Raw genomic sequence first — 14,072 nt, forward strand, 5'->3', positions numbered from 1 at the left:
TTCGCACCCGAACTGGGCGCAATCCTGCAAATCCTTGAGCACGTTGTAGAAAACCCATGACAGTGTGATCCTCTATTGGCTAGGGTCGCTTATGCGAACCTTGTTTCCAGTATCATCTGTCAGGCGAATTTAATGAGTGCAGATCACGGTTTCCTGGTGCGCCAGATAGCAAACGGCGACAAGCGGGCCTTTGCCGCGCTCTACCGGGATCTGGAACAGCCCACGCTCAGATTTATTCGCTCCAGAATGAACGATCCGTTCGAAGCGAACGACATACTACATGACACGTTTATGGAAGTCTGGCGTTCCGCTGGCAGATTTGAAGGCAGGTCGATGGTCAGAACTTGGATATTTGGCATAGCCTACCGGAAAGGCATCGACGCCCTGCGTAAGCGGCGGCGGCTGGATACAGACGCCGACATGCCGGAACAGCCGGATCCGACCGTTGGGGCCGACATGGTGCTGAATGCAAACGAAGAGGCCGCACATCTGCGCACCTGTCTTGACCAGCTGTCGGTGGACCATCGCATGGCCGTATCACTCGCCTTCTACGAGGACATGACCTACGACGAAATAGCCGAGGTTGCCGGGGTCCCGGCCGGCACCATCAAATCCCGGGTTCACCACGCCAAGAAAAGCCTTCTTGAGTGCCTTAAAACCAAAGTGGCGAGGCAAGCTGGATGACACGGTATTCGAAAGAAGAACTCGACGCCCTGCTGGTATTCTACGCCAACGGCTCCCTCACCGGAGCCGAACGCACAGCGATTGAAGACGCGCTTGAACAGGATCCCGACCTGCGCGACGACCTGCGCCACCTCGTGTTGCTGCGGGACGAGATGCGTGACGAAGATCCCGGACTTGCAAACGAGATCGCGTTTCACAGGATCATGCAGGAAATCGATACGACTCCGCAGGACGCACCCACAGAGAATGGCGAAGCGGAAAAGCGGCCCCGTATCTCCATTGCCCGATGGATCGCCGCCCTGGCACTGATCGCGCTTGTCACCCAGAGCGTGGTTCTGTGGCGAAACAGCCTAGGCTATCAACTTGCGTCCAATGACGCCCAAACCGATATCATTGTTGCCTTTCATCCGTCGGTTTCCGAGGGCGATATCCGGGATTTGCTGCTCGAACTGGACTTGCAAATTGTTTCCGGTCCATCCTCACTAGGCCTTTACGGGCTGAACGCCGATAATCCTTCTGCCGCGCTCGCTGCTTTGAAGGCCCATTCGGCGGTTGTTGAAAGTGCGCAGGATGCGATGGATTAGGACCCGAACTCTAACTGTCGCGATGATTGCATCGCTGTTCCTCGTTCCAGTTCTGGCTTCGGGGTTTTTGTTGTTTTCGATCGCCAGCCCGGCCTTGGCTTACGGAGAACGTGGGGAACACGAAGGTACCAATCACGGTCACGACCATGGCCGAGGTCATGATCGGGACCGGGAAAAAGCGCGGGATTGGGACCGCGACGAAGATCGCGAACGAGGCTGGGGCCGAAATCGCGACCGAGACCGCGGCTGGGGCCGAGACCGGGATTTCCATGACCGTGATCGTGGAAAGGGTAGTGGGCGCGGTCATGGTCGGGATCGAGGATACGGGAAAGACCGGGATCGAGAACACGACAAAGGGCGCGGACATGGGCATGGCAAAGGTCGCGGACACGGGCACGGTAAGGACCGGGGGCATGGACACGGTAAAGACCGAGGCCATGGACACGATCATGACCACGACGATGATCATGACGAAGACGGCGATTGGGGCGATTCCGGCGACGATGACGGTGATGATGGCTATGACGGTGACGAAGGGGATGGTGGCGACGACGGGGATGACGGTTCAGACGACAATGGGTCCGACAACAGCGATGACAATGGCAGCAATGGAAACGACGGCGGAAATGGGGATGACGGCGCGAATGGCGGATCCTCGGGCAGCGATGAAGACGACTCGGGTGTAAATGGTGAAACCGGTTCCGGCAGCAGCGACGGATCCGGCTCCAGTGGCAGCGGAGGATCAGGCTCGGGCGGCGACGATGGCTCGGGATCCGATGGAAACGGTGGTTCCGGTTCGGGCGACAACAGCGGGTCTGGCTCGGACGGAAACGGCGGGTCCGGATCGGGTGGCAATGATGGCTCTGGTTCAGACGGCAACGACAGTTCGGGATCCGGTGGAAACGGTGGCAGCGGGTCCGGTAGCAATGACGGGGCTGGCTCTGGCGATAATGATGGATCCGGATCAGACGGAGGTAACGGATCTGGATCAAGCGGAAGCGATGGTTCCGGTTCGAATGGAAACAACGGATCGGGCACCGGAAGTAATGGTGGCTCAGGCTCGAACGGCAGTGGCGGCTCAGGCTCGGGTAACAACAACGGGTCAGGCACTGGCGGCAACGCAAATGCCGGTTCCGACGGGTTCCGCGAGGTTCTGTCGGATACCGCCGAGGGCGGGCACGGTGCACCTCAGTCGAATTTCGGCGGCACCGCAGCAAAGATCGCCAAAGGCGTCGTGACCATTCCGGGGTCGGGCAATCCGCAACTGGTCGTCGCTGGCCCGTCGCGGCAATCCGAAGCCGCAATCGCAGCAATGGCTGAAATCGGGGCGCAACTGGTTCGACAACGCGATCTGGCGTCGCTCAACCTGCGTATTCTTGTGTTTGATTACCCGACCGGTCTGTCCAGCGCCGCAGCCCAGCGGGCGCTGAGCACAGTCGCACCACAGATGACCGCCGATTTCCAAACCATCTACCGGTTTGCCCAGTTCAACCCGCGCACCTATGCGTCCGAGGCTGTCTCGGCCAGCGACCCCGGAGGTTGTGTGCTGCCGCGCCGCGTTCGCATCGGGATGATCGACGGGCCTGTCGACACCCGGCATCCGGCCCTTGCTAACGCTTCGGTTCAGGCGGTCTCCCTTTTGGAACGGTCCGAACGATCCGTAGGCCCCCGGCATGGAACCGCCATAGCGGCGCAGATCGTCGGGCAAGACAGCAAAGGTGCGCTGTCCGGTTTTGCACAGGGCGCGCACCTTGTCTCGGTCGCCATCTTCACCACCCGGTTTGGTGCCGAACGCACGAATGTCGAACGTATTGCTGAAGCTCTGGACTACCTGCTGTCGCAGAGCGTGCGGCTGATCAACATGTCCTTTACCGGGCCCGACAACCTTGTCCTGCGCATCGTGCTTGACTCAGCCGCAGCACGCGGAGCGGTCATGGTGGCCGCCGTAGGAACCGATGGTGAACCCGGCGGATCCCTTCCGGCCGCCTCGGAAAACGTGATTGGCATCACCGCAGTGGATTCCCGCCTGCGCCGGTTGCAGGCCGCCGACACCGGGCCATATGTCGAGTTCGCAGCCCCGGGAGTTGACCTGTTCGTCGCTGGCGCCCGCTACGGAAAATACGTCACCGGAACATCATTTGCGGCCCCAATTGCAACTTCGGTCATCGCCGGAATGATTGCCCGCGGCACGAAATCCCTGCCGGCAATCCGAAAGCGGCTTCGGGCAACTGCTGCGGATCTGGGTGCGCCGGGCAAAGATGACCAATTTGGCTGGGGGTTGGTGCAGGCCAACGGCTGTTGAACCAGCGCCCAGGCAAAACTACTGACTGACACCGGCCCTGCGCAAACCCTGCAGGAACAAATCCTGATGGTCCGAGCTGAAAAACGGGTAAGAGGCCGAAATTGTCTCGGGGTCCAACGAGTAACCCAGATCCGACAACTGGCGCGCGGCATCTGACGCTCCGGCACGATCATCTGTCAAACCGCACAGCGCGATCCGGCGCTGCAACGCTCGCCCGTATTGCGGATCCCAGGTTTGGGCGCGGGTCAAGCGGTTATCCGCTTCGGGAAACTGCTTGTCCATCATGTGCCACAGGCCCAGATCGGCCTCGATCACCGCCCGGTAGGGATAAACAGGATCCATCCGCAATAGCTTTTCCTGATACTTGCGCGCCTGGTCCGGCTGGCCGGAGAAACCGGAAATACAGCCTCCGAAATGATAGTTCATCGACGCGCTCGGGTTCAGTTCGATCGCCCGATCAACATGCAGCGTGGCACGTTCATGGTTGCGATTGGTCCAAAGCTGGCCAACCGCTGACAGCGCATGGGCCAGCCACGACCCCCGGTCAATTTCCAACGCCATATCGGCAGCTTCAAGCGTCCGGGTGAAAGCGGTGCTGCTGTCGGCGCCGGAAAAACAGGTCATTGCCTGCTGAAACCGCGCCATCGCAATCAGCGTATACGGCAGAACCCAACCCGGAGCGAGATCCGCAGCGCGTGCGGCCATGTCCTCGGCCTCGGCAAAGTCGGTCTTTTCGCGTTTGTTGATCAACCACGAAGATCGCACGACCAGTTCCCACGCGGACAGGATTTCAACTGGTTTGCGCATCGCCCGGCGCATCTCGGCACCTTCCAGTTCCGGCGTGATGACAGAGGCAATCTGTGCAGCGATTTCTTCCTCTACATCCATCAGGTCAGCCATGTTCCTGACGATCCGGTTGGTCCAGATCTGACACCCTGTATCCGCGTCAGTCAGAGCAACCTGAACCTTGATCCGACGATCGGATCGCCGAATTGCCCCGGTCAGCAGATAGCGGGCCTGCAACGCGGCCCCGATTTCAGATAGGGCATGGTCATTACCACGAAACTGCACTGCCGAGCCCGGGGCCACCACGCCGAAATACCGCCATGCGGCCAGCGCAGCGGATACTTCGTCTGCCAGCCCGTCCGCAAGATGGTCATCGGCTCCCTCAGTCAGTTCAGAGAACGGCAACACCGCGATGGACGCATAGTCATTTCCATCCCGCCCAAGCGTTTCAACAGGCAGTGCATCCCCGGCGCCGGAAGGTGCAGAAACAACCTCGGCCTCGGCCACAAAACGCAATCCACGCCGTTGGATCGTGCGGATCACGCTCTGCGCCGTGCCATCATCACCGACGGCTTTGCGCGCATCGCGGATCCGGCTGGACAGCGCTGCATCAGACACGATGCGGTTACCCCAGATCTTTTCGAAGATTTCTTCGCGGGACACAATCCGATCCCGGGCCGAAACCAAGAGCTTCAGCAAATCGAACACCTGCGGTTCGATAGGGATCTGCTGCCCGTTGCACCGCAGCTCAGCACGACCAGCATCCAGCTCATAGTCTCCGAAGAGATAACGCATCAGCCTCGCCCCGTAGTATGAACCGTCAGAGTAGCCGGAAATCTCCAAAAAGGCGACTCAAAGGGTCATCAATTGTGATCTGGTGTGTTGAGACCGGTCTGTAACGCCCCTGAAATCATAACATTTTCAGCATCCGACAGGAGATCTGCAGAACTCTCCACATATTCTCCAGATCTCCTGCAAGCGGTTTGGCGCAGGGGGCGGCATAAACAGGACATTCTCATATCTGTTTAGGGAGCCCCGAGATGAACGTGCAAACCACCCCCGCAAATACGCCGGATCTTGCCACCGTCAAAACCCGCCAGCAGGCGGCGTGGTCCACTGGGAATTACCCCCTTGTCGGCGTGACCCTTCAAATCACCGGTGAACGCCTGGCCGAAGCCATGGATCTGCATCCTGACGCACGCGTTCTGGACGTGGCCGCTGGCAACGGCAATGCCACGCTGGCCGCTGCGCGCCGCTTTTGCAATGTGGTTTCGACCGACTATGTAGGCGCATGGCTCAAGGCGGGCATGGCCCGCGCCGAGGCAGAACGTCTGGAGGTGGCTTTTCGCGAGGCGGACGCCGAAGATCTGCCCTTTGAGGACGGTTCTTTTGACGCCGTGACTTCGACCTTTGGCGTGATGTTCACCGCCAATCAGGAAGCGGCTGCCAGCGAATTGACCCGCGTTTGCCGGTCCGGCGGCCGTATCGGGCTGATCAACTGGACCCCCGAAAGCTTTGTGGGCCAGCTGTTCCGCACCATCGGCCAGCATGTCCCGCCACCGGCGGGTGTGCGTTCGCCGCTGGAATGGGGCACCGAAAAGCGCATCGAGGAATTGTTCAACTCCTCATCCCGCGCGATCGAATTCAACCGAAAGCATTTCACATTCCGCTTCCGGTCTGCCGAACATTGGATCGAGCTGTGGCGCGATGCATACGGCCCAATGAACAAGGCTTTCGAAGCCGTGGGAGAGAGCGGATCCGCCGCGCTCGAAGCTGATCTTGCGTCACTTGCGCGTGAGCATTCGCAAGATGACACGGCAATGATCGTGCCTTCGGAGTATGCTGAGATCATCATTCATCGCAGCTAACGCCCGTCACCTTGCGGGACGCTGACCCATTGCCCCGCAAGACACCCGCCCGAAAGGAAAACACCATGTCTCATGCCCGCACCTTTTCCCCGAATATGCCTCTTTTTGATAAGTATGGCGGCCTGAGCGGATTGCGGTCCGTCATCATGGACTTCTACGACCGCGTTCTGGATAGCGATGTCGTCGGCCACTTCTTCGAAGATGTCGATATGCCTCGTCTCGTGGATCACCAGACCAAGTTCTTTGCTGCGCTGCTGAATGGCCCTGTTCAATTTGCCGAAGAGCGGCTGGTTCGCGCCCATGCCAACCTGAAGGTGACGGATATCGAGTTCGACGAGATTGCCGAACTGCTTCAGGAAACCCTGACCGAAGCCGGTTTTACCGAGGATGACCGCAAATCCGTCCTGACCGCAGTTGAGGCACGCCGGCCCCTGATCGTCAAGAGAGGTTCGTGATGTTGATCGAAGCCCTGAGTTCCCGTTTGCTGAAATCCATCGGCGTCGGCATCTGCCTTGTCGATGAGGCGACACTTTCCGCCACATTCTGCAACCCCACTTTCGCGACTTGGTTTCCCGGCGCCGAACCCGGTATCGCAATCTGCGATCTGATCGAGGATCTCGAACCGGAGATCCTGACCGAGGCGAACCCTGCCCGGGCGCTGGAACTGAAAACGCGTATCAAGCGTCGGACACTGATCATCGAAACCCGCGTGCACCGAACCGAGCACGAAGGACGGACAATACTGCTGCTTGAGTGCCAGAACGTGTCCCGCCTGCGCGAAACCGAGGCGATGATCGACAGCTATGTTGCAATGGCCGACCGGCGCACCCGCGATCTGGAACGGGAAAAGGCGCAATCCGAAAAGCTGCTGCTCAACATCATGCCGCGCACGGTCTACGAGGAATACAAGAGCTTTGGTTCAGTTACGCCGCGCCTGTTCGAGCCAGTTTCCGTTCTGATGCTGGACTTTGTCGGGTTCACCGAAATGGCTGCCGCGGCAGACCCCACCGTGACAGTTGCCGAGCTCAATGACATCTTCACCGCCTTCGACCGGATCGGAGAATTGCATGGCTGCGAGCGGATCAAGACCGTAGGAGATTGCTATATGGCGGTTGCCGGCCTCCCGCATCCGAACCCGGATCATGGGCGATCGGCAGCACAATGCGCGGTCAAGATGATGCGCTATCTCCAACGGCGGAACGAAACCCATCCCCATCACTGGCGGGCTCGGATCGGTATTGCTTCGGGTTCCGTGGTCGGCTCGGTTGTTGGCGTTCAAAAATACATCTACGACGTTTTCGGCCCTGCCGTGAACTATGCCGCCCGCCTGCAGTCTCTTTCAGGTCCAATGGAGATCACGGTCTGCACATCAATGACCGGAGAGCTGATCGACGATTTCGTTCTGAGCAACAGCCGCAAGGAACAGGTTCAGGGTTTCGGAGAGTGTGCGGTGGCCACGCTGACCGATCGCAAAAGCGCCGCTCATGCCGCATGAGCGCGCCATCTCCTTTCAGTCACCGGGCACCCCGGCCAGCCGCAAACCTTCCAGATAGGTTTGAAGCTGGCCGGGTAGTTTCAGGTAGAACAGATGTTCGCGGGCAAATTCCACGGTGAACTCTGGTTTGATTTCCAGTAGGTCCTGCCGCGCTGCCGCGATCTCCACCGGGTCTCCCAGATGTCCTAAAGCGGCCGTCAGATGCGCCTGCGCCCAGTATTGCGCGTTGGGAATTCTCAGCGACCGGCGGGCCCAGATCACTGCAGCTTCGTAGTCTCCCTGAAACAGATGAGCCAGTGATCGATAGGAATAGAAAGCCCACCGGAACGGATCATGCGGGCTAAGCCGGATCGCGGTTTCGAACTGCGCAATGGCCTCGTCCAATCGCCCTTCGTAAGCCAGAGAATCCCCCAACCCGCAATAGGTCACCGCAAGGCAGGGATTCAGTTCCAACGCATGTTCCAGCGCCTCGATCGCCAAGCCGTATTCCTGCCGGGCCAGATGGATGCGCCCAATCGTGAAATACCCGTTGGCATCCTGATCATCCAGCTCGATCCCGCGCTGCGCCAGTTGCAACGCCTCGTCCATGACCGCCTGCTCCGGGGGGGCGTCGAAATAGATCATGCTGAGCACGATGGCATAGGCCAAACGGGAATAGGCCGCCGGAAAAAGCGGATCGATTTCGATTGCGCGACGCAGCAATTCTTGCGACCGGGCATTTGTGTCGGTCGTGAACTTGTAAAACTCGGCGACGCCCAGCTGGTACATGTCCCAGGCGCCGCGGTTCTGGCGCGGCACCCGCTTCGCTCTTTTCTGTTCGGCCAGCCCCAGTTCGGTTTCGATCCGGGCCGCAACCATTTCCGAGATGTCGTCCTGAAGATCAAAGATATCCACGCCGTCCCGGTCATATCGTTCAGACCAGACGCTATGCTCGGTATCTGACTCCACCATCTCGACGGTGATACGGAACCGGTTGCCGGCCTTGCGGACACTTCCCGTGACCAGATACTGCGCCTGCAGCTGGCGGCCGATTTCGCGGAGGCTCTCGGTCGAATTGCGAAACGCAAAAGCCGGGTTGCGCGCAACGACGGTCAGCCATCGATTGCGCGCCAATGCAATTGTAATGTCTTCGGTAATACCATCAGCGAGGTAGTCCTCGCTCTTGTCCCGATTCATGTTGGCAAAGGGCAATACCGCCACCGAAGGTCGGCTCTCAAGCGCCGGGATCGCAGGAGGCAACGGGTCAAGACGAGACGCCGGATCCGGCAGGTCTTCGACCCTCTCAGACAGGCTGCCAACCCGGTCTGTCAGCGGCGCTACGAACCGAAACCCGCGGCCATGCACCGTGGCGATCACCGACTGCGCCGAACCGGAATCTCCCACTGCCTTCCGGGCCGCTTTGACCTGACTGCTCAGGGCAGAGTCGGATACGACGCGATTGTTCCAGATCTCGGCAAATATCTGATCCTTGGTGACCAGCTTCCCCGCATTGCGCGCCAGCAGAACTAGCAGCTCGAACGCCTGCGGCTCCAACTGAACCGGCTTGCCGTTGCGGCGTAGCTCAAACAGATCCGGCAACAGCTGGCACTCTCCGAATGACATCGTTGCATTCGCCACAGGTCGAGGCGCCTCTGTCATTTCAACCCGGAACGCCTCGATCGGTCGTTGCAACCCTTTGACCTTCTGCGGCCCAAGACTCACGAATGTTCCGTCTACTGAACCATGGATCTGATCGTGCACCTGCTTGGAGAACACGACGCCACCCGGCGGCGCGATATCTTCCAGACGCGCCGCCACATTGACCCCGTCACCATAGATGTCGCCGTCGTCAACCAGAACGTCACCCAGATGAACCCCAGCCCGGAACTGCATCCGGTGTGGCTCGGGCAGTTTGGCATTATGTGCCTTGACCGCCGATTGCAGTTCGATCGCGCAGGTCAGGGCATCGACGACGCTGGCGAACTCGATCAGAGCGCCGTCCCCCATCAGTTTCACGACGCGCCCCGAATGGGCCGATACGCGCGGATCAAACAGGCGCTCGCGCATCTCCTTGAGCCGCCGGACTGTTCCGGTTTCATCGCGTTCCATCACCGTGCTGTATCCGGCGACATCCATCGACAGAATGCTGGTTAGCTTGCGCTTCATCGTCCTTCCCCCCTCCCCGAGGTCCGGCAGAGTCGCCCATTCGCCGGTGCAGGGGCCGGCATCAATGACTTTTCAAAAACACTCCGGCCCGAACCGGAAAGTCCGGGCCAACATAGCAGATTTCAAGAAAATGGAAGTCAGTCCTCGCCGATCCCATCAAACAGGGCTGTGGTGATGTAACGTTCACAGGCGCTCGGCAGGACGGTAACCACCGTCTTTCCCTTCATGTCATCACGCGCGGCCACCCGCATTGCACAGGCTATCGCAGCCCCCGACGATATCCCGGCAGGGATGCCGTCGAGCCTTGCCACGCGTCGCGCAGTCTCCATCGCTTCTTCGTTACCCACCAGCAAAATCTCGTCGATGACTTGGGTGTCCAACACGTCCGGAATGAAACCGGCACCAATCCCCTGAATCATGTGCGGCGTATGGGTGCCACCAGAGATGACCGGGCTGGCTTCGGGTTCGATCGCGATGACCTTCAAGTCAGGTTTACGCGCCTTCAGAACCTCGCCAACACCGGTCAGCGTCCCGCCGGTGCCGACGCCAAGCACCACTGCGTCAACAACACCGTCGGTATCCGTCCAGATTTCCTCGGCCGTTGTGCGGCGGTGAATCTCAGGATTGGCCGGATGCCCGAACTGCCAGGGCATCGTTGCACCAGGGGTCGCGGCAATGATCTCCTTTGCACGTTCGATTGCTCCGTTGATCCCCTTTTCACGCGGAGTCAGGGACAGTTCAGCGCCAAAGAACTTCATCAGTTTCCGACGCTCAATCGAGAAGCTGTCCGGCATGGTCAGGATACAGCGATACCCCTTGGCTGCGCAGGCAAAGGCAAGGCCGATGCCGGTATTGCCCGAGGTCGGCTCAACAATCACACTGCCGGGACCGATGGTTCCATCGGCCTCCATCGCCTCCAGCATGGACACGGCAATCCGGTCTTTCACGCTGGAGATCGGGTTGAAACACTCCATCTTGACCAGAACCTCAGCCTGGCATTTTGCCTCGTCCGCCGTTCTCCCCAACCGCACCAATGGTGTGTTACCGATCGTTTCAAGGATCGAGTTGTAGACACGTCCCCGACCGGGCTTGTCCAGTTTCACGCGGGTCGACTGCAGATTCATTTCCATTCTCCCTGTTCTACGATTTCACCGGCATCTACCGGATTTCGAGCCGTGATCACCCACGATGAACTTGGCATGATGATGCCATCGTCGCCCGTGGTTTCGGCACGGATCGCCTTGGCCATTGCGGCTTCGATTTCAGGGCGTCTTTGCTCGGCCAGCTCGCCGGCTTCGCGAAACACCTCGCCGGCTGGGCCTATGGCCAGCTGAAAGGCGATGGCATCTTCGACATCACGCCCAACCAGAACCGGCGCATCGACGCGGCGAAATTCGATATCCGTATAGCCAGCGGATTTCATCATTGCCAAAACCGTATCCTCGTTGGCCATGGAAAACGGGCCGGGTCCGCAGGTCTGGGCGTCGTCACCGGGTTGCGGCAGGAAATCCAGCACCACGTCGCGCGCCATGGACAGCCACGGGTTGTCGGCCCTGTTGCGCCAGACGATGTGCACCATCCGCCCGCCGGGGCGCAGAGCCTCACGCATGTTTCGCAAACCCGCGACCGGATTCGCAAAGAACATCGTCCCAAAGCGGGCAAAGACGAAATCATACTCGCCGCGCGGCAATAGCTTTTCGGCATCTGCTCGCAGGAAATCGATGTTGCCTGCACCCGCAGCAGCGGCCTCTTTCTGAGCCTCGGCTAAAAAGGCATCGCAGCAATCGACACCAGTGACATGCCCATTGGGACCAACCTTGCGGGCCAGCTGGAGTGCGGTATCCCCAAATCCGCATCCGACATCCAGAACCCGATCGCCTGAGTGAACGGGCAGATCGGGAAACACCGCCGCGCTGTGCCTTGTCAGTCCACCGACAAGAATGTGGCGGAACCGGATGAACTTAGGAGCCAGAACTTCGTTCCAAAACCGGACAAACTCCGTGTCCTCTTCGGCCTGAATTGCCATTGCGTTCGAATGTGTCATCTCGGGTCCTCCTGAAATTGCCAAACTCTTGCAATCACGCTACCTCCGCCTCGAAACAGCTGCTTGGAGGATTTCTGTAGGAGATCTGGAGTTTTACCGAAAAATCCGATGATTCGCCTGTTGCGCAGCAGTGAACCGCGGAGAACCCGCCGGTAACTCCGTCCACGAACCCGAAACAAAGCGTTGCCATACTGGAAACCGTGACCCGTCTGCACCAGCACTGTGGCACTTCGGCAAAAACCAGGGGAATCCAGGGCTTCGTTGTTTACCGCCAGCCCATTTGACGCTAAACAGCAACGGTTGCCAAAATCTCTATGAAAATGATTGATGCCATGCTTTTGTTCTGGGCTCCTCTTTTTGCGTCATTATTGGTTTGCGGACTCCTCGTTTCAACGCGGTCGAAGCACCTCAAGCTTACCGGCTCCGGTAATGAGCTTTCCGCTGTTCAAGCCTCTCATACCGCACCAACACCCCGTATTGGCGGCGTTGCGGTTATGGCCGGAATGCTGTCGGGCGCTTTCGTGGCTTATCTCATGGATCAGCCGCTCTTTGCTATTTTGCTGCTCACAAGCCTGCCGATGTTCCTGACTGGACTGGCCGAAGATTTGTTCCGGAGGGTTTCAAGTTCGGCGCGTTACGCCGCCACGGCGTTTTCGGCGCTGATCGCGGTTTGGATTCTCGGGATCTGGATCACCACCGCCGATTCTTATGTGCTGGAATGGGCGTTCTACTTCAAAGCCACCGCTGTTGTCGTGACCCTGTTCGTGGTGGCCAGCTATTGCCACGCCTTCAATCTGATTGATGGGTTGAACGGTTTGGCCTCGGGTACCGGCCTTCTGATCGCCGCAGGGCTCGCCGCCATCGGCGCGATCACCGGCCAGCAGGAGATCGTCACAATGTCGATGATCACCGCTGCGTCGGTCGCTGGGTTTTTTGTGTTCAACTTCCCCTTTGGCCGGATTTTTCTGGGTGACGGGGGGGCTTACATCATCGGCTATATGCTGACATGGACCGCTCTTGTCTTGATGCATCGCGTGCCCGAAACCTCCACTTGGGCAATGTTTCTGATCTTTTTCTGGCCGTTGGCCGACACTCTGTTCGCAATTTTCCGGCGAAAGAGCAGGGGGGTCAGCCTCGACACGCCCGACCGTCTGCATTTTCATCAGCTTGTTCTGCGCGCGCTCGAAATCTTCTTTCTTGGCCGGAACCGCCGGGCCACCGCCAATCCGCTGGCGACCAGCGTCATGCTGCCGGTCATCTCTCTGCCGGTGATCGCCGGGGTGGTGCTGTGGAACAATCCGCTGCTGTCTTTCCTAACGCTCGTTGTTTTCGGAGCTGCGTTTGTAGGCGCTTATCGCTTTGGGATCACAATGGCGCGGAACCGGGTGATCCGCCCCAAGCCGCGCGTCGAACCCGAGTTCAAGCAGGCGGCATAAGCCTGCATCCAACAAACAGATCTTGGCCGTGATTGGACGCTGATTGCGGCTTTATACAAGGTGAATGCTGGGCTATAGCCAGTAAGTACCCGAGGGCAGAAAACCGTGAATCAAGTCGTTGATACAAGTCAGTTCGATGATGCCGACCAGACGAAGCTATGGTTGCTGGCCCAGATCAAGCCGAACATGATGCCCCGCGCGCAAAATCATCTGGAAAATCAGGGATTCCGGATTTTTGTTCCGATGCTCCGAACCACGCAGCGCGTGGCCGGCCGGTTCCGGGAAAAACTGGCACCTCTGTTTCCGGGATACATCTTTGTTCAGGTCGACCCCAAAATCAGCCCGTGGAGAAAAATCAACAGCACCTACGGTGTGTCGAAACTTGTCAGTTTCACCATGCAGCGTCCAGCGGTCGTGCCCTCGGGGTTGATCACCGATCTTCGGAGTCGCTTTACCGCCGATATTGACGTAGCCACGGAAACCCGACTGGAGCCGGGCGACGAAGTGCAGGTGATCCGCGGGCCGTTTGCCGGTTTCGCAGCCAAGGTAGAGCAGACCGCGGCCGGCGACAGGATCTGGCTGTTACTGGATCTTCTCGGCAGGGAAACCCGTGTGTCAGCAGACACCAAGAATGTCATCCGGGCCTGACGCAGACGGTGCGACCGTCTGCGTATCGGCAACAGTTTGAACACAAATTTGCAACCAAACTTGTTTCGTTTCCCAACCTT

General features: G+C 58.9%; 12 protein-coding genes. 8 read left to right on the forward strand and 4 right to left on the reverse strand.

The window, feature by feature from the left end:
* Nucleotides 1-132 precede the first annotated feature (132 nt).
* The 3 genes from ACP15U_RS15705 to ACP15U_RS15715 are packed head-to-tail and all read left to right on the forward strand — an operon-like array spanning nucleotide 133 to nucleotide 3,570.
* The gene (locus ACP15U_RS15705; RefSeq protein ID WP_425046099.1) at nucleotides 133-684 is read left to right on the forward strand and encodes an RNA polymerase sigma factor; all 552 of its coding nucleotides are present in this window, start codon (nucleotides 133-135) and stop codon (nucleotides 682-684) included.
* The gene (locus ACP15U_RS15710; RefSeq protein ID WP_425046100.1) at nucleotides 681-1,268 is read left to right on the forward strand and encodes a hypothetical protein; all 588 of its coding nucleotides are present in this window, start codon (nucleotides 681-683) and stop codon (nucleotides 1,266-1,268) included. Before ACP15U_RS15705 ends, ACP15U_RS15710 begins: the two co-directional genes overlap by 4 nt.
* Complete coding sequence (locus ACP15U_RS15715; protein ID WP_425046101.1) at nucleotides 1,255-3,570, forward strand: hypothetical protein; 2,316 nt, start codon at nucleotides 1,255-1,257, stop codon at nucleotides 3,568-3,570. Before ACP15U_RS15710 ends, ACP15U_RS15715 begins: the two co-directional genes overlap by 14 nt.
* Nucleotides 3,571-3,588: 18 nt before the next feature.
* On the opposite strand, the gene ACP15U_RS15720 is transcribed toward ACP15U_RS15715, so the two are convergent.
* Nucleotides 3,589-5,151, reverse strand: coding sequence for a winged helix-turn-helix domain-containing protein (locus ACP15U_RS15720; protein WP_425046102.1), 1,563 nt, complete (start codon nucleotides 5,149-5,151; stop codon nucleotides 3,589-3,591).
* Nucleotides 5,152-5,396: 245 nt separating this feature from the next.
* On the opposite strand from ACP15U_RS15720, the gene ACP15U_RS15725 reads away from it, so the two are divergent.
* The 3 genes from ACP15U_RS15725 (at nucleotide 5,397) to ACP15U_RS15735 (ending at nucleotide 7,719) form a co-directional block, all read left to right on the forward strand.
* Complete coding sequence (locus ACP15U_RS15725; RefSeq protein ID WP_425046103.1) at nucleotides 5,397-6,224, forward strand: class I SAM-dependent methyltransferase; 828 nt, start codon at nucleotides 5,397-5,399, stop codon at nucleotides 6,222-6,224.
* Nucleotides 6,225-6,289: 65 nt separating this feature from the next.
* Complete coding sequence (locus ACP15U_RS15730) at nucleotides 6,290-6,679, forward strand: group I truncated hemoglobin (protein ID WP_425046104.1); 390 nt, start codon at nucleotides 6,290-6,292, stop codon at nucleotides 6,677-6,679.
* Complete coding sequence (locus ACP15U_RS15735; protein ID WP_425046105.1) at nucleotides 6,679-7,719, forward strand: adenylate/guanylate cyclase domain-containing protein; 1,041 nt, start codon at nucleotides 6,679-6,681, stop codon at nucleotides 7,717-7,719. Before ACP15U_RS15730 ends, ACP15U_RS15735 begins: the two co-directional genes overlap by 1 nt.
* A gap of 15 nt (nucleotides 7,720-7,734) precedes the next feature.
* Here the strand turns inward: ACP15U_RS15735 and ACP15U_RS15740 are convergent, their stop codons facing one another.
* The 3 genes from ACP15U_RS15740 to ACP15U_RS15750 all read right to left on the reverse strand — a co-directional run bounded on the left by ACP15U_RS15740 (nucleotide 7,735) and on the right by ACP15U_RS15750 (nucleotide 11,908).
* Nucleotides 7,735-9,864, reverse strand: coding sequence for a winged helix-turn-helix domain-containing protein (locus ACP15U_RS15740; protein WP_425046106.1), 2,130 nt, complete (start codon nucleotides 9,862-9,864; stop codon nucleotides 7,735-7,737).
* 137 nt (nucleotides 9,865-10,001) lie between these two features.
* Nucleotides 10,002-10,988, reverse strand: a complete 987-nt coding sequence (gene cysK / locus ACP15U_RS15745) for a cysteine synthase A (protein WP_425046107.1) — start codon at nucleotides 10,986-10,988, stop codon at nucleotides 10,002-10,004.
* Entirely contained in the window at nucleotides 10,985-11,908 is a 924-nt protein-coding gene (locus tag ACP15U_RS15750; protein ID WP_425046108.1) for a class I SAM-dependent methyltransferase, read from the reverse strand. Before ACP15U_RS15750 ends, cysK begins: the two co-directional genes overlap by 4 nt.
* Nucleotides 11,909-12,402: 494 nt before the next feature.
* On the opposite strand from ACP15U_RS15750, the gene ACP15U_RS15755 reads away from it, so the two are divergent.
* Complete coding sequence (locus ACP15U_RS15755) at nucleotides 12,403-13,344, forward strand: glycosyltransferase family 4 protein (protein ID WP_425046109.1); 942 nt, start codon at nucleotides 12,403-12,405, stop codon at nucleotides 13,342-13,344.
* A 105-nt stretch (nucleotides 13,345-13,449) separates the two neighbouring features.
* A complete protein-coding gene (locus ACP15U_RS15760) occupies nucleotides 13,450-13,992 on the forward strand; it encodes a transcription termination/antitermination NusG family protein (RefSeq protein WP_425046110.1) in 543 nt (180 codons plus the stop codon).
* The last annotated feature ends 80 nt before the right edge of the window (nucleotides 13,993-14,072 follow it).

Source organism: Primorskyibacter sp. S87 (assembly GCF_049801055.1).
Classification (GTDB): domain Bacteria; phylum Pseudomonadota; class Alphaproteobacteria; order Rhodobacterales; family Rhodobacteraceae; genus JBNAGF01.

Bases quoted from the DNA above. Each gene is read 5' to 3' on its own strand.
- ACP15U_RS15715 (WP_425046101.1), top strand. From the start codon at position 1,255: ATGCGATGGATTAGGACCCGAACTCTAACTGTCGCGATGATTGCATCG.
- ACP15U_RS15720 (WP_425046102.1), bottom strand. From the start codon at position 5,151: ATGCGTTATCTCTTCGGAGACTATGAGCTGGATGCTGGTCGTGCTGAG.
- ACP15U_RS15730 (WP_425046104.1), top strand. From the start codon at position 6,290: ATGTCTCATGCCCGCACCTTTTCCCCGAATATGCCTCTTTTTGATAAG.
- ACP15U_RS15740 (WP_425046106.1), bottom strand. From the start codon at position 9,864: ATGAAGCGCAAGCTAACCAGCATTCTGTCGATGGATGTCGCCGGATAC.
- ACP15U_RS15755 (WP_425046109.1), top strand. From the start codon at position 12,403: ATGGCCGGAATGCTGTCGGGCGCTTTCGTGGCTTATCTCATGGATCAG.
- ACP15U_RS15735 (WP_425046105.1), top strand. From the start codon at position 6,679: ATGTTGATCGAAGCCCTGAGTTCCCGTTTGCTGAAATCCATCGGCGTC.
- ACP15U_RS15725 (WP_425046103.1), top strand. From the start codon at position 5,397: ATGAACGTGCAAACCACCCCCGCAAATACGCCGGATCTTGCCACCGTC.
- cysK (WP_425046107.1), bottom strand. From the start codon at position 10,988: ATGAATCTGCAGTCGACCCGCGTGAAACTGGACAAGCCCGGTCGGGGA.
- ACP15U_RS15710 (WP_425046100.1), top strand. From the start codon at position 681: ATGACACGGTATTCGAAAGAAGAACTCGACGCCCTGCTGGTATTCTAC.
- ACP15U_RS15750 (WP_425046108.1), bottom strand. From the start codon at position 11,908: ATGACACATTCGAACGCAATGGCAATTCAGGCCGAAGAGGACACGGAG.
- ACP15U_RS15705 (WP_425046099.1), top strand. From the start codon at position 133: ATGAGTGCAGATCACGGTTTCCTGGTGCGCCAGATAGCAAACGGCGAC.